General features: G+C 50.6%; 12 protein-coding genes and 1 pseudogene. 7 read left to right on the forward strand and 6 right to left on the reverse strand.

Annotated features, from left to right (window positions below; translation table 11 throughout):
* The first annotated feature begins 56 nt into the window (after window positions 1-56).
* The 7 genes and pseudogenes from EV202_RS01105 (at window position 57) to EV202_RS01135 (ending at window position 15,565) form a co-directional block, all read left to right on the forward strand.
* A pseudogene (locus EV202_RS01105) lies at window positions 57-3,382 on the forward strand (SusC/RagA family TonB-linked outer membrane protein).
* Between the two features lie 18 nt (window positions 3,383-3,400).
* The gene (gene nanU, locus EV202_RS01110; RefSeq protein WP_131924800.1) at window positions 3,401-4,957 is read left to right on the forward strand and encodes a SusD family outer membrane lipoprotein NanU; all 1,557 of its coding nucleotides are present in this window, start codon (window positions 3,401-3,403) and stop codon (window positions 4,955-4,957) included.
* Window positions 4,958-5,110: 153 nt separating this feature from the next.
* On the forward strand, window positions 5,111-6,748 hold the full coding sequence (locus EV202_RS01115) for a sialidase family protein (protein ID WP_131924803.1): 1,638 nt from the start codon (window positions 5,111-5,113) through the stop codon (window positions 6,746-6,748).
* Window positions 6,749-7,075: 327 nt separating this feature from the next.
* Window positions 7,076-9,136 (forward strand): family 20 glycosylhydrolase, encoded by a 2,061-nt coding sequence (locus EV202_RS01120; RefSeq protein WP_234878221.1) that lies wholly within the window; start codon window positions 7,076-7,078, stop codon window positions 9,134-9,136.
* Window positions 9,137-9,164: 28 nt separating this feature from the next.
* Window positions 9,165-12,383 carry a cyclically-permuted mutarotase family protein gene (locus EV202_RS01125; RefSeq protein WP_131924806.1) on the forward strand — a complete coding sequence of 1,073 codons (3,219 nt, stop codon included), beginning with the start codon at window positions 9,165-9,167 and terminating at the stop codon, window positions 12,381-12,383.
* Window positions 12,384-12,865: 482 nt separating this feature from the next.
* A complete protein-coding gene (locus tag EV202_RS01130; RefSeq protein ID WP_131924808.1) occupies window positions 12,866-13,186 on the forward strand; it encodes a heavy metal-binding domain-containing protein in 321 nt (106 codons plus the stop codon).
* Between the two features lie 177 nt (window positions 13,187-13,363).
* Window positions 13,364-15,565 carry a sodium-translocating pyrophosphatase gene (locus EV202_RS01135; RefSeq protein ID WP_131924811.1) on the forward strand — a complete coding sequence of 734 codons (2,202 nt, stop codon included), beginning with the start codon at window positions 13,364-13,366 and terminating at the stop codon, window positions 15,563-15,565.
* Between the two features lie 30 nt (window positions 15,566-15,595).
* Here the strand turns inward: EV202_RS01135 and EV202_RS01140 are convergent, their stop codons facing one another.
* From EV202_RS01140 to EV202_RS01165, 6 genes are all read right to left on the reverse strand, one after another.
* Window positions 15,596-16,948 carry a sulfatase gene (locus tag EV202_RS01140; RefSeq protein ID WP_131924929.1) on the reverse strand — a complete coding sequence of 451 codons (1,353 nt, stop codon included), beginning with the start codon at window positions 16,946-16,948 and terminating at the stop codon, window positions 15,596-15,598.
* Window positions 16,949-17,049: 101 nt separating this feature from the next.
* The gene (locus EV202_RS01145) at window positions 17,050-18,987 is read right to left on the reverse strand and encodes a RagB/SusD family nutrient uptake outer membrane protein (protein WP_131924814.1); all 1,938 of its coding nucleotides are present in this window, start codon (window positions 18,985-18,987) and stop codon (window positions 17,050-17,052) included.
* Between the two features lie 21 nt (window positions 18,988-19,008).
* A complete protein-coding gene (locus EV202_RS01150) occupies window positions 19,009-22,428 on the reverse strand; it encodes a TonB-dependent receptor (protein ID WP_131924817.1) in 3,420 nt (1,139 codons plus the stop codon).
* A gap of 432 nt (window positions 22,429-22,860) precedes the next feature.
* Window positions 22,861-24,897 (reverse strand): beta-glucuronidase LacZ4, encoded by a 2,037-nt coding sequence (gene lacZ4 / locus EV202_RS01155; RefSeq protein WP_131924820.1) that lies wholly within the window; start codon window positions 24,895-24,897, stop codon window positions 22,861-22,863.
* The gene (locus EV202_RS01160; RefSeq protein ID WP_131924823.1) at window positions 24,894-25,880 is read right to left on the reverse strand and encodes a FecR family protein; all 987 of its coding nucleotides are present in this window, start codon (window positions 25,878-25,880) and stop codon (window positions 24,894-24,896) included. The genes lacZ4 and EV202_RS01160 overlap by 4 nt, the downstream gene beginning before the upstream one ends.
* Window positions 25,881-25,937: 57 nt before the next feature.
* Window positions 25,938-26,504, reverse strand: a complete 567-nt coding sequence (locus tag EV202_RS01165; RefSeq protein ID WP_131924826.1) for an RNA polymerase sigma factor — start codon at window positions 26,502-26,504, stop codon at window positions 25,938-25,940.
* Between the last annotated feature and the right edge of the window lie 18 nt (window positions 26,505-26,522).

The following is a 26,522-nucleotide window of genomic DNA, read 5'->3' on the forward strand; positions in this document are numbered from 1 at the left end:
TAAATGCTATGGTGAAACAAGTGAAATCAGTTTGTACGCTGTTACTGGCATTGGCGATGTCGTCGAGTGCGGTTTATGCAGCGGATGAAAGCAAAAGTGCCCATGCGCAGATAATGCAGCAGAGTGGTACTTGCAAGGGTGTGGTGGTCGATGCAACCGGTGAAACGGTAATCGGAGCGTCGGTGATAGTGAAAGGAACTACCAACGGTACGATTACCGGATTAGACGGTGATTTTACATTGGCAGGTGTAAAGAAAGGAGATGTGATTCAAATCTCTTTCGTGGGTTATGAAACGCAAGAGGTTGTTTGGAACGGAACTTCACTGAAGATTGTGTTGCATGATAATGCACAGGCACTTGAAGAGGTGGTTGTTACTGGTTATGGAGGTTCGCAGAAAAGAGCAGCTTTGACGACAGCTATTTCAAAAGTAGATAATAGTGTACTTAAAAACTCTGCATTCAGCAATGCCGGTCAGGCACTGCAAGGTTCTGTGACGGGACTTCGTGTTATCAATACTTCCGGTCAACCCGGTACAACTCCGAATATGGTGTTGCGTGGTGGAGCAACTATCACAGGCAGTAATAATAATGCGTTGGTGATTGTCGATGGTATTGTGCGTAACAGTATGGCCGATGTGAATCCGCAAGACATAGAATCTATTCAGGTGCTGAAGGACGCTGCTTCTACGGCTATTTATGGTGCTCGTGCCAATGGCGGTGTAATCTTGATTGAAACGAAGAGCGGCAAGGAAGGCAAGGCTACCGTGACCTACAATTTCAAATATGGTAAGAACTATTCCCGCAAAGGATATGACTTTTTGAATGCCCACGATTATATTTATTACAATCGTTTGGGTATGCGCAGAACCAATGAGGCGGTAAGTGCATATAACAGTAAAGGTTATAGTGTAGACGGGCAAATGGGATATGGTATTGGTAATACGAATTTCGATATACGCTATCTGACCGATGAAACCTCACATCTGCAAAATGAAGGATGGTCATTGATGGACGATCCTTATCACGACGGGAAGAAGATTTTATATAAAGACCATTCCGGTATTTTGGATGATGCGGTATTTAATAACAGTGCCACCACTCAAGAACATTACCTGAATATCTCGGGTGGAAATGATAAAGGTACATTTGCTGCCAGTTTCGGCTATTATGATGAAGACGGACAAGTGAAAAGTACCGGATTCAGACGTTTTAGTGGCAATTTAGTTGGTTCGTATAGAGTTTTACCTATTCTTTTGGTTAAGGCAAGTGCCAATTATATATGGTCTACTACTCCGCAAATCTATTCCAGCAACTACAATTTATTCTATCGTACTCGTTCGCAGCGTCCCACTTGGAATCCGTATCGGGAAGATGGCTCACCGGCAAGCGGCTTTGGGTCGGCCGACGGTAATCCCCAATATTGGATTTCAAAGTTACAACGAGACAACAGTACCGCACGCTATACTTTCAGCACGGGGTTTGCGCTTGATATTATCAAAAAACAGTTGGTGCTGAACGGGAATATCTCTTTACTGAATTATCAATATCAGAAAGAAACATTTAATAAGGCATACCAGCAACAGAATCAGGGTAGTCCCAATACTACCCGTTCATCAAGCGTCGAGATTGATAAATATAACCAACTGCAGATGAACACGACTTTGAATTATACCAACCTGTTCAACGGTGTTCATGACGTGAACGTAATGTTGGGCGGTGAATATTATACCTATGACCGTTTTACATTGAAGGGAAGTGCGCATGGAGCACCCACTGATGATATAGCTACGATGAATGTTGCGTCGGAATACGATGGCATTTCTACGGAGAAAACGGCTTATCGCATTTTGTCCGCGTTCGGTCGTGCCGAATACAATTCAAAATGAAGTATTTGCTGGCATTGACAGGACGTTATGACGGTATCTCTCGCTTGAAGGACAATCGTTGGGGATTCTTCCCGGGTGTGTCATTGGGTTGGAATGTAACTGAGGAAGACTTCTGGAAAGAGATGAAAGTTGCAGACGTGATTACTACATTGAAACCGCGTGTCAGCTACGGAACAAACGGTAATGTAAACGGCTTGGGAAACTATACGGTTTATGGAGCTTATGGCTCTAAGGTAAACAGCAATTTCACGCTGCCTAATTACGGAAATGCTACATCTATCGTAAATATAGGTCTGTTGAATACCGGCTTACGGTGGGAAAAAAGTAAGACGTTCGAGGTCGGTTTGGATGTAGGTTTGTTCCATAACAAATTCTCGTTCATTCTGGATTATTACAATCGGGAGACGCAAGATCTACTGACATCGCTTGACCTTCCGGGTTATACAGGTTTCGGTTCCATTACAACCAATATGGGTAATTTGCGTAACTCTGGATTTGAGGCTGAAATTCGTGCCAACCTGATTAAAACAAAAGATTTTACTTGGGACATGACGGCCAATATCACTACTGTGTCGAATAAAATCCTTAAGTTGCCGAAAAACAGCAATGACAATAACCGCGTAGGTGGTTATGAAGTGGCAGCCGGACAAGCTGTAAAAAATGCCGATGGTACGTGGACGTATAATACAAAATGGGTAGGCGGTCGTCAGGAAGGCGGTAAGTTGGGCGAAATTGTAGCCTATCAGCAAAAACGTATCTATCGTGATTGGGACGATGTAAAAGCGAATGCCAATATGTTGTATGATGACGTAGGTAAATTGTATGGTCCCGGTTTAGCCGATGAGTACAAAGGAAAAGCCGGATACAAACCTATTGAGCCGGGAGACGTTTATTGGGAAGATATGGACGGAGACGGAAAGATTACTTCGTATGACCGCAAGGTGATAGGCAATATATTCCCCAACCTGACGGGTGGTTTCTCTACCACTTTCGGATACAAGGGACTCTCACTGTATGCCCGTTTCGATTATGCGTTGGGACATACATTGTATAATGACTTGTTGGCTCGTTCTCTCGGACAGTATCAAGGAACATTCAATCTGATCTCAGAAGTGAAGAATACGTGGAGTGAAGCAAATCCTGATGCCGATCTGCCTAAATTCTACTATGCCGATCAGTTGGCCAAATATAACATTACGCGTTCTAACAATGCCAGTTTGACTTTGAATAACAACAGTTCCCGTTTCTATGAGAAAGGTGATTATTTGGCATGTCGTGAGATCACGTTGAGTTATAATCTTCCGAAGAACCTTATAAAGGGTGCATTTATACGTGACGCTTCTGTCTACGTGACAGGTCAGAACTTATTCTATATTACCGGTTATTCCGGTATATCTCCCGAACCGGCTGTTGCAGGAACTAATGCGGCAGGTGTCGATGACGGCCGTTATCCCACACCTCGCACATTATTGTTCGGTTTATCAGTGACATTCTAATTAAACACACGATTAAGTATGAAAAAGTTTTTTAGCAATATATTATTTGGGGCAGCTTTATTTGCGGTGGCTGCTTGCGACTCTCTGGACTTGCAGCCGGAAAGTGAAATTACAGATGCCAATTATTGGCGGACGACCGATCATTTCAGTGCGTTCAATGTGGGCATTCACTCTTACTTTAGGAATTATTCCTATAATTTTTTTCTGTTGGGTGAACCGCGTGCCGATATTTATGGCGATACTCCTTTCGGAGGTGAAGCCACACAAGGCATGGAACGTTTTCCGTATAACACCATTTCCGAAGTACAGCCGGGAATCAGCAACTATGCCGGATTGTATAATGTGATTAACCAATGTAACTTGATGATTAGTAAGACCACGGATACGTCCGTTTTGAGTGATACTGATCGTAAATATTTCTTGGGTGCTGCTTACGGTATACGAGCCTATTTATATTTCCATTTGTTGCGTTCATGGGGCGATGCCGTTATCTATCTGGATTATACCAATGGTGCTACTCTGGACTTGTCGAATTTGAACAGAAAGCAAGATGCCGCTGCGGAAGTCATGACGCAAATAAAGAAGGATATACAGGCTTCGGAAGATGCTTTCGGAACGAACTATGCCTTTACAAAAGGTAAATATTACTGGTCGTTAGGATCTACTAAGATGCTGAAGGGAGAGGTTTATCTTTGGAGCGGTAAGCAGATGAATGGAGGAGCGTCCGATTATCAGACGGCGAAGGCGGCACTTCAGGAAGTGAAGAATTGTCCGAATGTAGCTTTATTGTCGGATTTTGCCAATGTATTCAGCTTTAATAATAAGGTGAATAACGAGATTATCTTTGCTTTTGTCAGCAATGAGAATGAGTTTACTTTGTGGAATGGATATTACAATGGCAATCTTCTGCCTCAACAGGCTTATATGAACAATGGTTCGTATTACGATGAAACCGGAACGAATATCAAGGAGACGAAAGACTGTCAGATCAACGGCTTGACTCGCCTGGCTATCAAGAAAGATTTGTATTTTAAATTGTATAGAGAAGGAGATTCGAGAAAAGCTGCTTCATTGAAAGCTGTTTACAATAAAAATGCGGCGGGAGAATTGGTGTATGTAGCTCCATTTGCTTACAAATTTCAGGGTACCATGCTTGCTGGTGGTTCTACTCGGAGTATGCTCGATGATTATCCCATCTATCGTTACTCGGATTGTTTGTTGTTGTTGGCCGAAGCTAAGGCTTTTTTGAATGAGGATATTGCGGCCGAAATCAATGAAGTGCGTAAGCGTGCTTATGGCAGTAATTATTCGGAAACAGTGGCTTATCCAAACGATAAGGGAGATTTCTACACCGACAATAAATTTGTTTCGGGGGATGAAGATCCGTCTGAAGCTGTTTTGAAAGAACGGTTCAGAGAATTTTTGTTTGAAGGTCGTCGCTGGTATGATATTCGCCTTTTCAGTTTAACCTCGAAGTATTCTACTGCGTCTGCCGATAAATTGCTGTGGCCGATTGACCAAAATACATTGACGAATAATAACCTGTTGAACCAAACACCGGGTTATAAGAATTGATAATCTCAATCTGAAAATAACGTGAAGAGTTCGCTTGAGGAGAGGATACGAATCTTCTTGAGCGGACTCTTTTAATTTTAGAGGAGATGAGCGGATGGGGATTTGAAATAAAGCCCTATCTTTGAAGTTATAACATAGAAAAAGAAGAAAGAAATGAAGAAAATCCTGTTATTTGTATTCCTGCTGCTGGCGGGAAAGGCGGCCTATGCGCAGGCTGCGGACACAGTTTTTGTGCACGAAACTCAAATTCCCGTGCTGATAGAACGTCAGGACAATGTGCTGTTCAGGATGCGGCTGGAGGCAACTTCCGCCAAGAGGCTGAACGAGGTGGTGCTGAACTTCGGCAAGGAGGTGAAGCTCTCCGAGGTGCGTTCGGTGAAACTCTATTACAGCGGTACGGAAGCTCTTCAGAACTATGCCAAGAAGCCTTTCGCACCGGTGGATTATGTTTCTGCCTTCACGGTGGGCCGCACGTTGGCGGCTAACCCGTCTTATTCCATTTGCAAGGCGCAGGTGGACGGACCACGCGGCAAGGTGGTGATGACGGTCAATCAGGAACTCTTTCCGGGAATCAATTACTTCTGGGTAAGTTTGCAGATGAAACCGGAAGCGACTCTTTTCAGTAAGGTGACGGCGACTGTGGCTTCGGTAAAGGTGGACGGAAAACAAGCTCCGATACAGATGGCGACTCCTGAAGGCATCGTTCACAGGATGGGAGTAGGCGTGCGCCATGCGGGCGACGACGGCTCGGCGGCTTTCCGCATTCCGGGACTGGCCACCACGAACAACGGAACGCTGCTTGGCGTTTACGATGTGCGCTACAACAACAGTGCCGATTTGCAGGAACATGTAGACGTGGGGCTCAGCCGCAGCACGGACGGTGGCCGCACATGGGAAGAGATGCGTCTGCCGCTGGCGTTCGGCGAGACAGGTGGCCTGCCTGCCGCCCAGAACGGGGTGGGCGACCCTTCCATCTTGGTAGACACACGAACGAACGACGTGTGGGTGGTGGCCGCTTGGACGCATGGCATGGGCAACCAACGTGCGTGGTGGAGTTCGCATCCGGGCATGGACAGAAGCCGTACGGCACAGCTTGTCATGGCCAAGAGTACGGACGACGGCAAGACTTGGTCGGAACCCTTCAACATCACGGAGCAGGTGAAAGAGCCTTCGTGGTACTTCCTGCTGCAAGGACCGGGCCGGGGCATCACCATGCAAGACGGCACGCTGGTCTTCCCCATTCAGTACATCGACTCTACACGTGTGCCCAACGCCGGAATCATGTACAGCAAAGACCGTGGCAACACGTGGACCATCCATAACCATGCCCGCACCAACACCACCGAAGCGCAGGTGGCCGAAGTGGCTCCGGGCGTGCTGATGCTGAACATGCGCGACAACAGAGGTGGAAGCCGTGCCGTGTCCGTGACCGAGGATTTGGGTCGCACCTGGACGGAGCACCCTTCTTCGCGCAAGGCTTTGCAGGAATCGGTATGTATGGCCAGCCTTATCAGCGTGAAGGCCAAGGACAATGCTTTGGGCAAAGACCTGCTGCTTTTCTCCAACCCCAATACCAAGAAAGGACGTCATCATATCACGATTAAGGCCAGTCTGGACGGCGGGCTTACTTGGTTGCCCGAAAACCAACTGCTGCTCGATGAGGGAGAGAGCTGGGGATATTCCTGCCTGACGATGATTGACAAGGAAACGGTAGGCATCTTGTATGAGAGCAGCGTGGCGCACATGGCTTTCCAAAGCGTGAAGCTGACAGACATTATCAAGAAGAGATAACCTGCCTGAGTTCGGGATAGACGGTTGCTTCTGCTAAGTTTGACAGCTGCAAACCTTTGTCATGACAGAGGCAAGTGTCCAAGCCGACAGACACAAGTGTTTGACGTGACATACACAAGTGTTTGAGCCGTCAGAGACAAGTGTCTGACAATGCGGAAGTAAATCGCTGATAGCCAGCGTTGTATGGTTTAAAGATAAGCCGTCGGGTGATATCGTCGACCCGCTTCTTGTCCCGAACTCAGGTATAACCTCGCCGGAGACTTGTTTTTGAGGATTTTCATCTGTCCTCGTCTGTTGAATGACCGATATCTAAACTTTCATTTACCTATGAATATGGTGTGTGTGCGGGGCTGTGTGCTTCTGCTCTTCCTGATGTTGCAGGCGGTTTCTCCTGCTTTGAGTGTTGTTTTTCCGGCTCGGAATGCGGATGATGCCGGAGCACGTTTGTTGCCTCGCCCCCGGCGTGTGGAGTGGCATTCGTCTTCGTTGGCACTGGATAGGGTGAAACTTTCCACAAATGTGCTTTTGAATGATTGGGAGGCACTGATCGTCGAGCTGGGAGGTAAGGTGAGTGAACATGCCGCTTCTGCCGTTTCCGTTGTGTTGGTGCCTGAGTTGGAGGAAGTGCCCTTGAATCAGGACGAAGCCTATCGCCTGCGGGTGGACGAGCGTGGCATCCGGGTGGAGGCCGTCACCGAGTGCGGCGTGTATCGAGCCGTTCAAACGTTGCGTCAGTTGGCGGGGAAGATAGCGGAAGGCGTGCGAATACCCTGCTGCGAGATACTTGACTGGCCGGCTTTCCGCATACGCGGTTGGATGCACGACACCGGGCGCAGCTACATCTCGATGGAAGAGCTGAAGCGTGAAATCGCCGTGCTCTCCAAGTTCAAAATCAACACGTTTCATTGGCATCTCACCGAGAATCAGGCATGGAGGTTGGAAAGCAAGGTCTTTCCGGCATTGAACGAAAGTGCGAACATGACCCGTATGCCGGGACAGTTTTACACGCTGGAGGAGGCAAAGGAATTGGTGCGCTTCTGCAAGGCGCACCACATGACGCTCATTCCCGAGATAGACATGCCGGGGCATAGCGCGGCTTTCGTGCGTACCTTCGGGCACGATATGCAAAGTCTTGAAGGTATGAAGATTATGAAACTTCTGATAGACGAGGTTTGCGATACTTTCGACGTGCCTTGGCTGCATATCGGTACGGATGAGGTGAAGTTCGCCAATCCGCAGTTTGTTCCTGAAATGGTGGCCTACGTCCGCTCGAAAGGAAAGAAAGTCATCTCGTGGAATCCGGGTTGGCGCTACAAGCCGGGTGAGATAGACATGACTCAGTTGTGGAGTTATCGGGGGAAAGCGCAATCGGGCATTCCCGCCATCGATTCCCGCTTTCATTATCTGAACCATTTCGATACGTTCGGTGACATCGTGGCTTTGTACAACAGCCGCATTTACAACGAGCCGCAGGGTTCCGACGACTTGGCGGGCTGCATCCTGGCCATCTGGAACGACCGCCTGCTGAGCTCGGAGCGCAACATCATCCTCGAAAACCACCTCTACCCGAATATGCTGGCCATGGCCGAGCGTGCGTGGCTGGGTGGGGGAACGGAGTACTTCGACAAAGACGGCACTGTGCTTCCTGCCGACGAGCAGGCAGATACATTCAGGAGCTTTGCCGATTTTGAACACCGGCTGCTGTGGCACAAGGAACATACCTTCGCCGGCTATCCGTTTGCTTATGTGCGACAGACCGATGTGCGCTGGCACATCACCGACGCCTTCCCCAACGGAGGGAGTCTTGACAAGAGTTTTCCGCCCGAAACCATCGTTGCAGACAGCTATGAGTATGACGGAAAGACCTATGGCGTGCGTCCTGCCGTGGGAGCAGGCATTTATCTGCGGCATGTATGGGGGGTAACCGTACCGGCTTTCTATAAGCATCCCGAAGAAAATAGCACGGCCTATGCCTATACGTATGTATATTCTCCCCGTAAGCAGACGGTGGGTCTGTGGGCGGAGTTCCAGAATTATTCGCGTTCGGAACCCGATTTGCCGCCTTTGCCGGGTAAGTGGGACCATAAAGGCAGCCGCATCTGGATTAACGGCCGGGAAGTTGCTCCGCCCGTGTGGACGGCTACCCACGGGGTGAAGAACAATGAAACACCCCTCGGCAATGAGAATTGCGTGGCGCGTCCGCCCCTCTCCGTGCAATTGAGCAAGGGGTGGAACAAGGTGCTCTTGAAACTTCCGGTGGGCAGGTTCACCACACCTGAGGTGAGGTTGGTGAAGTGGATGTTTACCTGCGTCTTCGTGACACCCGGCGGCGAGAAAGCTGTCGACGGGTTGGTTTATTCTCCCGAACGGAAACTGCCTGTCCGATAATCTGTAACTTATCTTATTTCTATTTGCCATGAAACATTTACTATTGGTTTTGTCTTCTGTCTTATTTGTTTGTTTCTCCTCGTTGGCGCAGCAAAAGACGAAAGTGGCTTGTATAGGCAACAGTATCACTTACGGAGCTGGATTGCCCGACAGGGAGAAGCAGGCCTATCCTGCACAGTTGCAACAGATGCTGGGCAAGCGGTATGAAGTGGGCAACTTCGGCAAGTCGGGGGCCACGTTGCTCAATCGGGGGCACAGGCCGTATATGCAACAGCAGGAGTTCAGGGATGCGCTCCGTTTTGCCGCCGACATTGCGGTGATACACCTCGGCATCAATGATACCGACCCACGCAACTGGCCCCATCATCGCGACGCTTTTGTAAGCGACTATCTGTCGCTGATAGATTCGTTGCGCAGTGCGAATCCGGATGTTCGCATCCTGATAGCAAGGCTCTCGCCCATATCCGACCGGCACGCACGTTTCCTTTCCGGCACGCGCGATTGGCATGCCGAAATACAGACAGCCATCGAAGCGGTGGCACGCTGTGCCGACGTGCAGCTCATCGACTTTCATGCGCCGCTTTATCCTTATCCTCATTTATTGCCAGATGCCCTCCATCCTACAGCCGAAGGCGCAACACTGCTGGCACGTACGGTCTATTCCGCCCTGACAGGCGATTACGGGGGCTTGCGCCTGTCGGCTTTGTACACAGACAACATGGTGTTGCAACGTAATGTACCGCTGGATGTGTCGGGCATGGCCGATGCAGGCGAGCGGGTGACGGTGAACATCGGCAGGCAACGTTGCAGTGTCGTAGCCGGTAAGGACGGAAGGTGGACTGCCCGCTTGTTGCCCTTGAAAGCCAGCGGACCGTATGAACTGACGGTATCGACATCCGGCAAGACTTTGCGTTACCGGAATGTGTTGGCGGGCGAAGTATGGCTCTGCTCCGGGCAGTCCAACATGGAGTTTATGTTGAAGCAGGCGGCTACCGCCGGACGGGATATTCCGAAGGCCGATGACGATGAACTGCGATTTTATGATATAAAAGCCCGCTGGCGTACGAATGCCGTGGAATGGGATTCTGCCATACTGGATTCGCTCAACGCCTTACACTATTACGAGGAGGCGGAATGGGAAGCCTGCACACCCCGTACTGCGGGCGATTTCCCGGCAGTGGCTTACTACTTCGGTCGCATGCTGAGAGACAGCCTGCAAGTGCCCGTAGGGCTGATTTGCAATGCCGTAGGAGGCTCGCCTACAGAAGCTTGGATAGACCGGGGCACGCTTGAGCAGGAGTTTCCCGCCATCCTGAAAGATTGGAAACGGAACGATTTCATACAAGACTGGGTGCGCGGTCGCGCGGCACTGAACATCAAGAAGTCTGCCAATCCCTATCAACGCCATCCGTACGAGCCTTGCTACCTGTTCGAGGCGGGCATCGTCCCCTTGCAAAGTTATCCGTTGAAAGGTGTCATCTGGTATCAGGGAGAATCGAACGCTCATAACAAGGATGCTCACGAACGGCTGTTCAAACTGCTGGTGGGCAGTTGGCGCAAGAAGTGGGAAAACGCCCGCTTGCCTTTCTACTACGTGCAGTTGTCGAGTCTGAACCGTCCGTCGTGGCCGTGGTTCAGAGACAGCCAGCGCAGATTGATGCGGGAGATGCCCTATACAGGTATGGCGGTGAGTAGCGATGTGGGCGACTTGCTGGACGTGCACCCCATGCAGAAACAACCGGTGGGCGAGCGGCTGGCACGCTGGGCGTTGAGCGACACCTATCATCGGGCACTGACACCCTCGGGTCCGTTGCTGCGCAAGGCTGCGTTCCGTGACGGAGCCGTCTACCTTACTTTTGATTACGGTGACGGATTGCGAAGCGCCGACGGACAGCCGTTGCGCACGTTTGAAGTGGCCGAGACGGACGGACTGTTCCACCCTGCGGAAGCAACCGTGGAGGACGGACGCCTGAAAGTATGGTCGGAGGCGGTGAAGCATCCGCACTACGTGCGTTACGGCTGGCAGCCTTTTACCCAAGCCAATCTGGTGAATGACGCCGGGCTTCCCGCTTCCACGTTCCGTGCAGAAGATTTGGATTGGATGGGCAAACCGTCTCCGGACCCGTATGAAGAGGCTTTCCGGTTCTTCCTGCACACCTCTCGGGAGTTCTGTCAACCTGCTTTGCCGGTGAGTAATAAGGTCGGTTGGCGCCCGATGAAAGGTTCTCCGAAGGGAGAGAAAGGATTTGAACTCGGAGTTTCCGCCTGCTTTGCCGGTGTGGTGAACGGCCGGTTGCTGATGGCGGGCGGTTGCAATTTCCCCGATGTTCCGGCTGCCGATGGTGGACGGAAGCGGTACTATCGAGGCATCTATGCCGCCCCGCTGCCTGCCGATTCCGTGTTGCTTTGGCGCAAGGTGGGCGAACTGCCCATGCCTTTGGCTTACGGCGCTTCCGTGCCTACGGCCGACGGACTGGTTTGCATCGGTGGCATGAACGCCGAAGGCAGTACAACGGACGTCTATCGCCTTGTCATCGGTAATAAAGACAAAAAGGTACGGATAGAAACGCTTCCCTCGTTGCCCTATGCGCTGGACAACCTGACGGGCAGCCTGATGGGAAACACCATCTACGTGGCAGGAGGCAACCGGCAGGGAGCTGCCTCGAACACGTTCCTCTGTCTTGATTTGGAGCGGCCGGGCGAGGGCTGGAAAGAACTGACGCCTTTCCCCGGAAATCCCCGTATACAGCCCGTTTCGGCAGGAGTGCATGTCGATGGTGCTTATCGTTTCTTCCTTTGGGGAGGTTTCGCTCCCACCTCGCAAGGGCGTGAGGCAACGCTTTCTGTGAATGGGTATTGCTATGGCCCCGCCTTTGATACATGGATACCGGTGCCCACCCCCACGGGGCGCAATGGCGAGGCCGTTTCATTGGGCGGCGGCACTGCCATTGCCTTGGACGATGGCCGCATCCTCTGCATGGGCGGGGTGGACAAGGACATCTTCCTCTCCGCCTTGCGCAGCCCGGCGAAGGATTACCTGCGCCATCCGGCAGAGTGGTATCGTTTCAACCGCCGCATCCTGCTCTATGATGTCGCCGCCAATAGTTGGCAGGAGGTGGCCGAGGTAGCCGATGCAGCCCGTGCAGGCGCGGCGCTGGTGGGTGGCAACGGCGCTTGCTTCTACATCGGCGGCGAACTGAAGCCCGGCATCCGCATACCCGGAGTTACTAAAATAAACTTGAAATAGCAGACTTTTTAAATATTAAGAAGCCGTATCATTACTCTATTTTTTGAGTAGTGATACGGTTCTTTTTCTCGAGATTGAGTCCCCCATATAGTAGGCATCTTCTGCCGGAGCGCTCATTTGTAAAATATAATGTATGGATGCGATAGGGGTAAATCGTATCTCGGTGCCGAAGGCCTCGTTCCTCGGTGTGGAAGAGGGCGTTCCTCGGTGTCGGAGGCCTCGTTCCTCGGTGCCTCTCATACGCCACCTCGGAGAAGAGAAAAAAGAGGGACGTTATCGACTGAAAATCAACCTAATATCCATTCACTCACAGAAAGGGATGCGCAAAGTGTCGATTGTCATCTTTTTTCTACACTCAAAAACTGCGCTATCATTATCGGGGGGGTGAAAGTGCGGGCAAACATAAAAAAATGCGTGTCTGCTGCAACTTTTCCTATCTGCCGTGCATCTGATATAGCAGAATAACTTAAAAGAAGAATATCATGTTAGTGACTACAACTCCTACGATTGAGGGTACACGCATCACCCGTTATTATGGCATTGCTTCCGGAGACACCATTATCGGAGCCAATGTGTTTCGCGATCTTTTTGCCAGCATCCGGGATGTGGTGGGCGGACGAAGTGGCTCTTACGAGGAAGTGCTTCGTCAAGCCAAAGAAACAGCCTTGCACGAGATGCAGGAAAATGCCCGTATGATGGGCGCCAATGCCGTGATTGGGGTCGACCTCGACTACGAAACGGTGGGCGGCAGCGGCAGCATGCTGATGATGACGGCCTGCGGAACGGCGGTGACGATAGAGTAAAAACGACGGCAGATAACGTCTGTTTCCCTTGGATACGTGTACACATGCATTCAGGGGATTTTTTGTTTTTTCTCCGCGCAATCTCTTTTTCTGAAAAATATCTCCTTCCCGTTTGCTTTTCTCGTTCCGATTCTTTATTTTTAGACAGTTGTTAAAAAACCTTTTAATATATATACTATGGACCAATTACTATTCTGGCTGGTTCCGGCCGCATCTGTTCTGGCGCTTTGTTTTGCCGGGTATTTCCATCGCGAAATGATGAAAGAGAGTGAGGGTACTCCTCAAATGATTAGAATTGCCGCCGCTGTGCGCAAGGGGGCCATGTCCTACCTCAAGCAGCAGTACAAAGTGGTGGGCTGGGTGTTCTTCGCACTTGTTGTCCTGTTCTCCGTCATGGCATATGGCTTCGGGGTGCAGAACCCTTGGGTGCCCGTGGCTTTCCTTACCGGGGGCTTCTTCTCGGGACTTTCGGGCTTTCTGGGTATGAAGACGGCGACATACGCCTCGGCACGTACAGCAAATGCCGCGCGAAACTCGTTGAACGCAGGTTTGCGCATCGCTTTCCGCAGCGGGGCGGTGATGGGACTGGTAGTGGTAGGCCTCGGCTTGCTCGATATCTCCTTCTGGTACCTGTTGCTCAACGCCGTGATTCCGGCAGACGTGATGACGCCCACCCATAAACTCTGTATCATCACCACCACCATGCTCACCTTCGGCATGGGAGCCTCCACGCAGGCGCTCTTTGCACGTGTGGGCGGCGGAATCTATACCAAGGCGGCCGACGTGGGCGCCGACCTTGTGGGCAAGGTAGAAGCCGGCATCCCCGAGGACGACCCGCGCAACCCTGCCACCATTGCCGATAACGTGGGCGACAACGTAGGCGATGTGGCGGGCATGGGCGCCGACCTCTACGAGAGCTATTGCGGCTCCATCCTTGCCACGGCTGCTCTGGGCGCTGCCGCCTTCATCCATTCGGGCGACACGCTGATGCAGTTCAAGGCGGTGATTGCGCCCATGCTGATTGCAGCGGTCGGGATACTCCTTTCCATCATAGGCATCTTCTCCGTGCGTACCAAGGAGAATGCAAAGATGAAGGACTTGCTGAACTCGCTGGCGTTGGGTACCAATCTTAGTTCCATATTGATTGTGGTGGCCACCTTCTTCATTCTTTGGTTGCTGAAACTGGATAACTGGGCTTGGATTGCGTGCTCGGTGGTAGTGGGACTGGTAGTGGGCATTGTCATCGGCCGTTCCACAGAGTATTACACATCTCAATCCTACCGGCCGACCCAGAAGCTGAGCGAGAGCGGGAAAACAGGCCCTGCCACAGTCATCATCTCAGGCATCGGGTTGGGCATGCTCTCCACAGCCATCCCGGTGATTGCCGTGGTGACGGGCATCATCGCCTCCTATCTCTTCGCTTCGGGCTTCGATTTCTCTAACGTCGGACTGGGACTTTACGGCATCGGCATTGCTGCCGTAGGCATGCTTTCCACACTGGGCATCACACTGGCTACGGATGCCTACGGGCCTATTGCCGACAATGCGGGCGGCAACGCCGAGATGTCCGGATTGGGCGAAGAAGTGCGCAAACGCACCGATGCACTCGACTCTCTGGGCAATACCACCGCCGCCACGGGCAAAGGCTTTGCCATCGGCTCCGCCGCCCTCACGGGCTTGGCCCTGCTGGCTTCGTATATCGAGGAGATACGTATCGGACTTACCCGGATTGGGATGACTGAGATACATTCCGGCGGCCAAACCATCTCCGTGCAAGATGCCACGTTCTTCGACTTCATGCACCATTACGATGTGACACTGATGAACCCGAAGGTGCTGTCGGGCATGTTCATCGGTTCCATGATGGCTTTCCTGTTCTGCGGATTGACGATGAATGCCGTGGGACGCGCCGCTTCTCACATGGTAGATGAGGTACGCCGCCAGTTCCACGAAATCAAGGGCATCCTTACGGGCGAAGCCGAACCCGATTACGAACGTTGCGTGGCCATCTCCACCAAAGGGGCACAACGCGAAATGGTGGTTCCCTCGCTGATAGCCATTGTTGCTCCCATCCTCACAGGACTAATCTTTGGCGTTCCCGGCGTGCTGGGCTTGCTGATTGGCGGACTGAGCAGCGGGTTCGTGCTCGCCATCTTCATGGCCAATGCCGGCGGTGCTTGGGACAATGCGAAGAAATACGTGGAAGAGGGCAACTTCGGCGGTAAAGGCGGCGAGACACACAAAGCCACCGTGGTGGGCGACACCGTGGGCGACCCGTTCAAGGATACCTCCGGTCCAAGCCTGAACATCCTCATCAAGCTGATGAGCATGGTGGCCATCGTGATGGCAGGGCTTACGGTGGCGTGGAGCTTGTTCTGAGGCATCCCCCCGCAATCCGCATAAATGTGCCTATCGGGCTGTTGCTTCTGTGCCGTTTTTCTTCTTTCGGATATAGCCGGATAATTTGAGGATTGTCCGGCTGTATTTCTTTTGCCCGACTGCGTTCTCGTTCTCTGTCGGGTCGGTACGGTGATCGAACAACATCCGGCTTTGCCCTCCAGGCGTTTGAGGCCATTCGGCGTAGCTGTATCTTTTGTTTACGGCGTTATCTGCTCCTTGCCATTGTATGTAAACATGGTTTTTGGTTTGAACTTTTAGGTTCTTCAATATGGGAACGAAGCTGCTTCCGTCCAGCTGCCCTTGAGGCATACCGATGCGGCAAAGCTCGCACAATGTAGGATATATATCCACCAGCTCCACGGGCGATTCGGTTGCTCCTCGCTTCATGCCCGGCACGCGTACGATGAGCGGTATCCGCGTGGCTTCCCGCATCAGCGTGTGCTTGCCCCAGAAACCGTGTTCTCCCAATTGCCATCCGTGATCGCCGAAAAGTACGACAATGGTATGGTCGGCCAAATCCAACTCTTCCAACGCCGTGAGGATTCTGCCTATCTGCGCGTCTACATAGCTCACGGAGGCATAATAGCCGTGCTTGGCTTCACGTTGAAAAGTTTCCGCTTTGGTATCGACCCGTGCATACGAGAGTATCTCTTGCGAGCCTTGAACCTCTTCCGGCAAATATCGTGGTCGGAAACGATTGGCGGCTAAAGGTATCTCGTCGCGCCGATACATGTCCCAATACTTTTTAGGAACATTGAAAGGCAGATGGGGACGCCAAAAACCGCATGTAAGGAAGAAGGGTTTACCCAGTTCCTTCAGCCTTTTCAGGTCTTCGATGGTACGGGTGGCGCCTTTGCCGTCGTCGTAGGCCTCATCGTCCACGTCGGCCGATTCGCAGAATGGGCCGCGCATGGTCCGGGGGTTGATGCTGTTGCCCGATTCGGCATTCATCCACACCTCCCATTTGTTGTATTCCGCCCAGTCGTGCCCGTATCCGTCGGGGTGCACCCGCCACGGATGTTCGCTCCAGCTCTCGGCATGGTCGGTGATGTTGTGAAACACTTTGCCGTTGGAGACGGTGTGGTAGCCGTGAGCCGTGAACCACCCGGAAAGGGGAATGGCGTCGGGGGCATCTGTTGAGGCCGATGCCTCGTAGTGGGTAAATCGTTGCGGGTAACGGGGGTACATGCCCGTGAACAGGCTGGCACGTGATGCACCGCTGACAGGAATGTTGCAATAGGCATTCCGGAAGAGTAGGCCGATGGAGGCCAGTCGGTCAATGTGCGGAGTGTGTATCGCTTCGATGCCGTAGCAGCCTAATTCCGGTCTCATGTCGTCGGCAATCAACATCAGCACGTTCATCCGTCCGGACTGTGCCGCCTCTTGTGCATGCAGAAGCGGTGGGAGAACCGATAAGGCGAGTCCTCCCGTTGCCAAAGTTCGTAAACCATTCATTCTTCGTCTCATTTGTCGTATCCGGGGTTGGGTGTCAGGTTAGGATTCAAAGCCTGTTCGCTCAGCGGCACAGGATAGAGGTAATAGTGCGGTTGCCATCCTTTCAGCCCTTGCATGGTGAAGATATACAGATGGCCTTCTTTCAGCGTGTTGGAGGTGTTGATTGTGCCGTCTTCATTATACCGTGCCACTTTCATGCTGCTTGGGTTTCCGTAATCGGCTTTCACTATATAGGCTCCCATCGGCATTTTTGAAAGTTGGCTTTCGGCTTTCTTCCAGCGTCTGATGTCGTTGAAGGCAAAGCCCTCGCACGCAAGTTCCACGATTCTTTCGCGGCGTATCTCCCATAATAGGGGATTAACGTCCGGTTCGCGATACTTGTCCCAGCCGTCTGTAATGGCACTTACTTTCATCGGGGCTACTCCGCCGCGCGTACGAAGTTTGTTTATGGTGGCGTCTGCTATGCTTTGGGTAAATTCGCCCAACTCGCAGGCCGCTTCGGCATAGTTCAGCATCACTTCGCCCACCCTGAATATGGGTGCTGCCGAATCGTTGGATGAGTCGTTGCTGGGGCATATCACCCACGTGTTGTAGAACTTCCATGGAATATAGCCCATATAGGCTTTCTGCCAGTTCCACACTCCATTGCTCGATTGCCAAAGGTTGGGCATGCGCGTTGTGTAGTAGTTTTTGAAGTTGGAAGCGGGCAGTGTCTTGTTGCCTGCCCATCCGGAACCGGAGTTGGCGTTGATAAGTTGGATGAACTCATCGGCGTAGGCTTTCGGGCTTGTCGGCTCGTAGCGTTTGAAGGCGGTGATATTGCCGGAACGTGCATTGTCCGTCATGTATGGAGGAATGATGGTCAGGTAGAGCCGGCGGTCGCGGTTTCTGAAATTGGCGTACTCTTTCTTGGAACCGTCGGTTTCTTTGTAGCCCTCATATACGTCGCTGGTGCTTATCGGTTTCCCATCGGTGCAGAGGAATCGGTCTACAAAGTCTTTGGTGGCCTCCGTCCGTGCCTCGCCGGTGCGCAGGCTTCTCACTCTGGAGTGTCCTTCTCCCTTTACGTTACGATACTCTTTATAAAGGAGTACTTCCTTTATTTTGCTCATGTTGTCGGTGTTGGAATTGAACAAGGCGTCGTATTGCGGGTGTACGTCGGGCACGGCGGCCAATACTTTTCGGGATGCTTCAATTGATGCTTTCAGAAACTTTTCGCCATCCGGCAGATTATGGTACTTTCTCCATGTTCCTTCAAAAAGGCCGAAGCGTGAAATCAGAGCATTGACAACGTTCCGGTTGACGGTGTTGTTTCCGTCGCCTCCTTGGCGGATGTGGCTTTCGGCATATTGTAGGTTATCCAAGATATGGTCGGCCACTTCCGCTCTGGGTGTCCGGGGCATGGTCAGCTCCGTAGAATGGGTGTTCAGCACATGCTCCACCCAAGGCACGTCGCCGTAGCGTGAAAGCAATTCCATGTAGCGGTATGCGCGGAAGAAATAGCCCACCGACCTCCAATGCTCTTTATCGGCCTCGTCCATCCGTGAGGATTCGATGTTGTCGAGCATCAGGTTCACCTGACGTATGAATGCGAAATCCCAGTCGTGATGATACGTCACCTTATCGGGATTTTCCGTGTCTTCGTAATTTTCGGGATTGGCAGGCACGGTGATGTCGCCGGTTGCCCATTTAGACAGGCTTCCGGCGGCCGAGTTGCTCTTCGTGATGAAGTAGCCGGCATTGATTTCATCGCTGAAGTTCGTGTCGGAGTATCCCTCGAATATCTCGTACAGGCTCCATGCGTAAGTCTTGAAACTGGCATTTGTGGTGAATGCGGTCACTTCGGTTTGTTGGTCTTTGGGATATACTTCGAGGAAACCGTCGTTGCATCCGCTGCACAAGGCTGTCATTGCCGATGCTATTATTATGTAATATATCTTTTTCATATCTGTAGCTTTATATGGTTGTTAGAATGTTACTTTTACTCCTGCCGACCATTTTCTCAGGTAAGGATAAGTCCATCCTCGTGCGTTTTCTCTGTTCAGCTCGGCTTCGGGGTCCAGTCCGTCGGGAAGGTGGTCGAATGTGGCAATGTTCTCTCCGCTTGCAAAGACGGAGGCTTGGGCTATCCTGACCGGTTTCAGCCACTTCTTAGGCAGCTTGTACGACACGGTGATGTTGCGTATGGACAGGTATGCGCCGTTTTGCAGGTATTTGGTTTGGGGCAATCGGTTGGCGCTCGTGTTTTTCTTGGCCTTGTCGTAGACGCGTGGGAAGTAAGCGTCAGGGTTTTCCTTTGTCCAATAGTTTCGTTGGCTGCTCATCAGGGTGGAATACTCGTCGAACCACGGCCAGAACAGTTCGTTCGAAATCCATAAGTCGCGCTTGCCTACACCTTGCAACAGGAAAGAGAACGACAGGTTTTTGTAGGATATTCCTCCGTTTATACCATACTGGTAGCGTGGGCTGGAGTTGCCGATGATGCTGCGGTCGCCGGGGTTGGACAATGTGTTTTGTCCCTTGTCTATGATTCCGTTCTTGTCATGGTCTATATAGAGCACATCACCCGGATTAGGTCTTGAATAACCGTCTACATAAGGAATGCCGGGTTTCAGGCTGCCGTCGGAGTTGAAGTCGTCTTCCGTATAGTAACGGTCTGTCTCATATCCCCAGATTTCGTTGATATACTGCCCGTTGTAGTGCTGCGAAAGCAAGCCGGAAACATTGTCGAACTTGGTGATTTTGGTTTTACTGTCATACAGGGTTATCCCGATGGTATAGTCGATGTCTTTGCTGATGCTTCCGTTGTAGTTCACGGCAAGTTCCCAACCTTTGGTGCGCAGGTTCGCCGTGTTTTCCAATGGCGCGGTTGTGCCGAGCACCGACGGCTTTTTGCTGCCTTCGGCAAGCATGCCGTTCGTGTCGCGCACGTACCAGTCGAAAGTCATGTTCAGGCGGTTTTGCAGGAAAGAAGCGTCCAGTCCCAAGTCCAGTGTTTTCACTTTCTCCCATGTAAAGGAACTGCTTACCAAACCGGGTGTGTTCAACGTATAGACATATCCTCCGTTCAGATACCATGCCGCTTTGCGTATGCTCATGCCCGGCAACCATTTGTAGGGCAAAATATTCTGATTGCCTATGGTTCCGTACGAGCATCTGAGTTTAAGATTGCTCAACACCTTTTCCATGCCTTGCATAAACGGCTCTTGGCTGATTCGCCAAGCGGCCGAGATAGATGGGAACAAACCGAAACGTGAGTTGGTGGGAAACTTGGAAGAACCGTCGTAGCGGCCGTTTACTTCGAGCAGGTACTTGTCGGCATAGCTGTAGTTCATCCGGAAGAATCCGCTGCGCAAAGTATATGATGAGAAATTGTCATCGGAATAGACTTCGCCCACGCCGCCCGATATGCTTGGCATGTCTTGGTTAATCATATTGGCTTTTCGGCTGAGGAGCTGTTCCCATTTGTATGACTCTTGAGAGAAACCGGCCATTGTCTTGAAGAAATGTCGCTCGCCCAATCCGAATGAGTAGGTGCTGTAAAGGTTGAAAGAAGAGTAGTTTGTCTTTTCTTCCGCCACGTTGTAGGCCGAAGTGGTTTCCGTGGCCGACTGTTCCAATACGTCGTCCTGACAACGGAGATAAGTATAAATGGGGTTGAACGATTTCTTGTTATAGAACTTCTTGTCGAGCGTATATTCGGTTACCACGTTCCAGTCTTTTAACGGAATTAAGGTGATTCTGCCGGTCAGGCGCAGGTTATCCAGCTGCACGTTGGTGGCGTATGCGTTTTTGATGAAATTGGCCGGGGTGTTGTAGTCGTAGGCCGTATTATCCACTTTTCCGCTGCCGATGGAGTAATAGCTTGGAAAAGCGATGGCTGCACCCCAAATGCCAAAGTTGGCATTGGTCTCCGGCAATTTTTTGGTAGAGTTGCTGTATTTGAAGTCGAGTTCGGGTTTTATCCATGGTTTGGCGTCGGAGCGGATGTAGCCGGTGACGTTGTAGCGTTCGTAGGAGTCTTTGGAGCTTATCAGGATGCCGTCTTCATTGACATAGCCCAGAGACATGCGGTATGACATGTTCTTATTGCCTCCGTCGGCCACCACGTCGTAGATTTGTTGGAATCCGGCAGACGACATCATGTCCTCAATCATGTCTGTTTCGGCCATGGAGTACTTGATGCCGGCGTCACCCTCGGCCTCTGTTCCCATGACATATCCGTTTGGATAGGATGATGGCGACTGATTATAATCCTTAATCAGGTTTATCCATTTGTCCAGATTTTGAGGGCCGCTGAAGTCTCCGGTGTTCTTATACATTTCCACTGTTTGCAGCGGAGAGGCTTTCTTGGGCAGGTTCATGGGGGTGGACATGGCCCAGTTTGCATTGAAGTTGAGGTGGAAAGAGTCGTCCCTGCTTCCTTTCTTCGTCGTAATCAAGATGACGCCGAAAGCAGCCCGGGCACCGTAGATGGCCGACGAGGCGGCATCTTTTAATACCGTCACCGATTCGATGTCGTTGGGATTGAGCATGTCGATGTCCATTTCCACATTATCCACCAATACGAGAGGAGAGCCTCCCCCTTCGTTTATGGTTCCGATGGCACCGCGTATCGACCATTTATTGGAAGCCCCCGGTTCGCCGTTCCCATTGGAAATCTGCAATCCGGGAATGACGCCTCGCAAAGCGGTGCCGGTAGAGGCTACGGGGCGGTTGCCCAAAACTTTGTCCATATTGACAGTGGTTGTGGCTCCGGTCAGGTTTTGTTTCTTTTGCGTGCCATATCCCACAACAACCACTTCATCCAGCAGTTCGGTGTCTTCTTTCAAAACGATTTCCAATACCGATTTGTCCTTTACCGCTACTTTCTGAGACTGATATCCTATATAGGAGAATATCAGCAGACTGCCGGGTGAAACGTCTAATGAAAAGCGTCCGTCAATATCGGTTGTGGTGCCGTTGGTGCTGCCTTCGGCCAAGATGCTGGCGCCGATAACAGGTTCTCCGCCGGAATCTCGAACAATACCGGTTATCTTCTTCGACCGGTTTTGGTTTCCTGTTTGATTTACTTTGTCGGTAATCACAATCGAGGTGTGGGATACTATTTTGTAGGTTAGATTTCGCCCTCTCAAGGCTTGGTTCAGCACAGAAGATACCGAGGTGTTCTCCATCTGCAAGGAGATGTCTTTCCGGTTGTCTATCACGGTTTCCCGATAAGAGAAACGGTATGAGGTTTGCGCTTCGATGGAACTAAAGACTTCTTGCAGGGAAGCGTTTTTCAGATGGATGCTGACTTTCGGTTCTTCTTGGGCGAAAGCGTAAAAGCTTGTCCACAACATGAACAGTGTAAGTAGGCAGAACTGTTTTACTCTATTCTTCTTCATATTTATTATGTATTAACCTGAATTCGGTATAAAACAAGATGTTATATGCCTGTTAAATACTTGTATATATCTTGCCGTTTTCCTCGCATATATGAGGTGCTGAACGTCGCATATACGAGACCATACACGTCGCATATACGAGACTACACACGTCGCATATACGAGACCACACACGTCGCATATACGAGACTTGGCACCACTGATTGACCCCTCCGGGAATGCCTCCGGGAGCGTTTTTTGTATAGGCGGAGTCTCTTTTTACATCGAACTCAGGTATGTATTAGTACGGTTAATGAGATTACGGTTTGTTTTAATGGTAGTACAAAACGGATTTCAAAAAGTACCGGGGAAGCAATGTGTTATAAAACATATTGCATCTCCGGTCTGTTTTTCCATAACATGATGTACTTCTACCTTATGACGATTCGTGCATCACTCCAGCGTCCAGACACATTCGTCTTCCTCTATTTTTCCGTTAATATAGGTTTGTGCCTTTAGTCGGTTTACTCCGGGCATAAGCGAGATGTTGAATGTAGCGGTATTCCATTCGTCGGTCTTTACTGTCTGCGGCTTTTCGTCATTCACATAGAGTGTGACTTCCTTTCCGTTGGCGAATATCCATACCTCTGTTTCTTTTTTTGTACGCCGGTTGTTCCTTTTGCCGCAGATGTGGAGCATCGGTTCGGGATTCCAGTTGGCTTTGTAGAAGAAGAAAGCGTCTTTTCGGGTTCGGCGGTCATACGTCACCAGTCCCTTGTCGTTGATGCCCGGACGGTCTCCTTCCATGCGGTGCGCCGCCCCGAAGTCGAACATGTTCCACACGAAACTTCCCCAGACGTAGGGACGTTTGGAAATAATCCGCCAATTCTGTATATGATAGTACGTCTGCCAATTTTCCGGATGCCACCAACTTTTGGGCGTGCTTTGCCGGAGGCTGTCCTGCTGATGGTATAGACTGGCGCCGGCGCCGTATTCGCTGATGGCAATTTTCAGTTGCGGATTCTCCCGGTGTGTTTTATCCAACCATGTGGCCAATGAGGCGGGAGTTGCTCCATACCATCCGTCGTAGCGGTTCCATGCTATTACATCGGTAATGAAATTCATATCGCCTTCCTGATTACTGGCCGCTGTGGTAGGACGTGTCGGGTCTTCCCGGTGTGCCAATTCGTGCAGCTCTTTGATGTATTCGACCGGACTATCTCCTTCTTCTTTCAGTTCGTTGAACAATCCCCAGAAGCATATACTGGGGTGATTGTAGTGCTGGCGAATCAGTTCCTTGAGCTGTTCCTTGCCGTTGGAACGGAATGAGGGCATGTCTACGAATCCTTTGTCGGCGTATCCGCCGGGACCTACAAAGGGAATTTCCGCCCAAGCGATGATGCCATGGTGGTCTAACAAGCTGTATAGGTAGGTGGAATGCGGATAATGCGCCAGACGAACGGCGTTCACTCCCATTTCGCGCATCAGACTGACATCCTCTTCGTGATGGCAAGGGTGGAGGGCATTTCCCCTTTCGGCTCTGTCCTGATGCTTGCAAACACCGTGCAGGTTCAGATGTTTTCCATTCAGGAAAAAGCCTTTGTCGGCATCGACGCTGTAATATCTCAGTCCCAGAGGTTGTGTCACGCAGTCTGTCTGTTGTTTCTTTTCCCATACGGAGGCAGTGACTTGATACATGAAAGGGTCTTGCGTGCCGTTCCAAAGGTGCGGATTGTCTATTTTGAAAGTGAAAGATACCGGTTGATTATGCTGTTGGGCCTGCACGGTCACTTTCCTTTCGTATTCATCAATAATCTTTCCGTTTTCTTTTATCTGTAATCTTATGGCTCGTTCCTGTGGGGTGGTATATACGTTGGACAACATTACGGTGGCTTGTACCTTGGCTTGTTTTTCGTTTACGTCCTGCTGTGTCAGGTAAAGTCCCGGCGAGGCATAATCCAAAGGAGAAATACATACGTTGTCCGTTATTATGAACTCTACGTCTCGGTAAATGCCTCCATAGAAGTTGAAGTCACCTACCAGAGGCATTACGTCGAGTTGCTCTGCGTTGTTCACTCTTACCAACAAGGAGTTCTCCTCTCCGTAGCGGACGTGGTTTGTCAGTTCGAAGATAAACGCTCCGTAACCTCCTCTGTGTTCGCCCCGATGTTTGCCGTTGACGAAGAGGTTGGCTATGCTGTTGGCTCCTTCAAACCGGATGAACAGGCGTTTCTGTTTCCATGCTTCGGGGATGAATATCTTTTTGGTGTAGTTGCCTATGCCGCGTTTATAGTCTATCTTTCCTGACAGTGCGTCTTGCGCATTCCAAGTATGCGGAAGATCCACTCTTTGTTCCGTGTTCCGATGCACTTGGTGTGAGAAGCGGAACTGCCAGTCGGGATTGAGCGAATAGGTTTGTCGCTGGCCGAGTGCGGGTTCTGTAAACGCAAATAAGATAATGGCTGTGAGACTTGAAATGAATGCTTTCATGGTTGGTGTTTTTTATTTGTCAATAGTATTTTCTTTGGGGTGTATTGAATAATGAGGTGATAGGTGGTAGCGACAATATCTAAGGCTTCGTGCAGGTTGGAGGCTGTGATGGTTCCTGTAAACAAATCTTCCGAGCGTGCCGGTTCGGCAATCTCGATGGTCACGGCATAGTTCTTTTCCAATACTTTTACCACATGCTCCAGTCTGGAGTTGCGGAATACGAATTGACGTTTCTTCCAGTCCGGAGTTTCTTTCCGAGGCTCCGTCTCAAGGCTAAAATTGCCGGTCTGATAGTTCAAGGTGACTTTGTTGCCCGGCTTCATAGCCAATGACTGCCGGGAAAGAACAGAGGTCAGGCGGACATTGCCTTCATCGAGAGTGACCACGGCATGTTGTTCGTCCTTACGGGCTTTGAGGTTGAACTTGGTTCCCACTACTTCCACTTCCAAATGGCAGGTGTGGATGCTGAACGGCATGTGCGAATTTTTCTTTACTTCAAAATAGCCTTCTCCTTCGAAGCGGATATGTCGTTGCCCGGAGCTGAAAGCGACCGCCGGATAATGGATGGACGACTTTTCGTTGAGTGAAACGTTTGTCCCGTCGGGCAAGGTCACATGCGCCCTTTCATTACTGCCGGTGCTTACGATTATCTCTTTCGAGTTCAGCCGGCTGTTCTGTCTGTATAATGTAATGGTGGATATGAGCAATACGGGAATTAATATGGCGGCGGCTACTTTCATGGCAATGCCCAGACGGCGCAAAGGTTTCGTTTCCCGTTCCGTTCTGTGGTCGATGGCCTTTTTCATCCGTGCTATTTCAGTCTCGCTTACGGCAGTCTCGTTTTCCGTATCTTCGTTCATCCAGATGTCGAGCAAGCGGGCTTCCATCTTTTGCCTCTCTTCCGAATTTACTTGCTGGCGAAGAAGCTCAAGCTCTTTTCGGCTCAGTCGGTCTTGCCTGTATTTCTTTTCTAAGTTTTCCATTCTTTTCTTTTTTGGATAGTACAATATAATAGATGTAAAGTACCGTTCGGCACGGATTTAATTAACTAATAATAACGGGAGTGCCAAGCTGATGAATTCGGTGATGAGTTCTCGCAGTTTTTTCAGTCCGATGGATAGTTGGTTCTTTACGGTTTGTTCGCTTAAACCGGTTTGAGTGGCTATTTCCTTGTTGGAAAGGTTTTGGAAGCGAGATAGCCGGATGACTTTTTGTTGGGAGGGCGACAGTTTCCCGATGGCTTTTTCTACGTTGTCCAAAAACTCTTGATATTCGATATGGAGATGCGTGTCTTCGTCCTTTAAGGCATCTTGAAAACAGACATAGTCTTCGTATGCTGGTGAGTTGATACGCCTTTTATAAGCGTTTATCAGGTCGTTTTTGGCTATGGCGAACAGCAGGGGGCGGATTGAAGGGCAGTCTTGCAGCTTATTCCTATTTTCCCACAACTTGACGAATGTCTCTTGTACGATGTCGCAGGATTCCTCGGCCGACTTTGTGAATTGCAGGCAATAAGCGTATAAACGCTTGGCGTACATTCGGTATAGGGTATTGAATGCCGAATAAGAGCCGTTTCTAAGTCGGGTGATTAATAGAGCTTCCTCCATAGTATTAAATTGATTATG

The organism is Prevotella heparinolytica (assembly GCF_004342845.1).
GTDB lineage: Bacteria > Bacteroidota > Bacteroidia > Bacteroidales > Bacteroidaceae > Bacteroides > Bacteroides heparinolyticus.

Coding starts and splice junctions, on each gene's coding strand:
- EV202_RS01145 (WP_131924814.1), bottom strand. CDS start 18,987: ATGAAAAAGATATATTACATAATAATAGCATCGGCAATGACAGCCTTG.
- EV202_RS01120 (WP_234878221.1), top strand. CDS start 7,076: ATGAATATGGTGTGTGTGCGGGGCTGTGTGCTTCTGCTCTTCCTGATG.
- lacZ4 (WP_131924820.1), bottom strand. CDS start 24,897: ATGAAAGCATTCATTTCAAGTCTCACAGCCATTATCTTATTTGCGTTT.
- EV202_RS01135 (WP_131924811.1), top strand. CDS start 13,364: ATGGACCAATTACTATTCTGGCTGGTTCCGGCCGCATCTGTTCTGGCG.
- nanU (WP_131924800.1), top strand. CDS start 3,401: ATGAAAAAGTTTTTTAGCAATATATTATTTGGGGCAGCTTTATTTGCG.
- EV202_RS01165 (WP_131924826.1), bottom strand. CDS start 26,504: ATGGAGGAAGCTCTATTAATCACCCGACTTAGAAACGGCTCTTATTCG.
- EV202_RS01130 (WP_131924808.1), top strand. CDS start 12,866: ATGTTAGTGACTACAACTCCTACGATTGAGGGTACACGCATCACCCGT.
- EV202_RS01140 (WP_131924929.1), bottom strand. CDS start 16,948: ATGAACGTGCTGATGTTGATTGCCGACGACATGAGACCGGAATTAGGC.
- EV202_RS01125 (WP_131924806.1), top strand. CDS start 9,165: ATGAAACATTTACTATTGGTTTTGTCTTCTGTCTTATTTGTTTGTTTC.
- EV202_RS01160 (WP_131924823.1), bottom strand. CDS start 25,880: ATGGAAAACTTAGAAAAGAAATACAGGCAAGACCGACTGAGCCGAAAA.
- EV202_RS01150 (WP_131924817.1), bottom strand. CDS start 22,428: ATGAAGAAGAATAGAGTAAAACAGTTCTGCCTACTTACACTGTTCATG.
- EV202_RS01115 (WP_131924803.1), top strand. CDS start 5,111: ATGAAGAAAATCCTGTTATTTGTATTCCTGCTGCTGGCGGGAAAGGCG.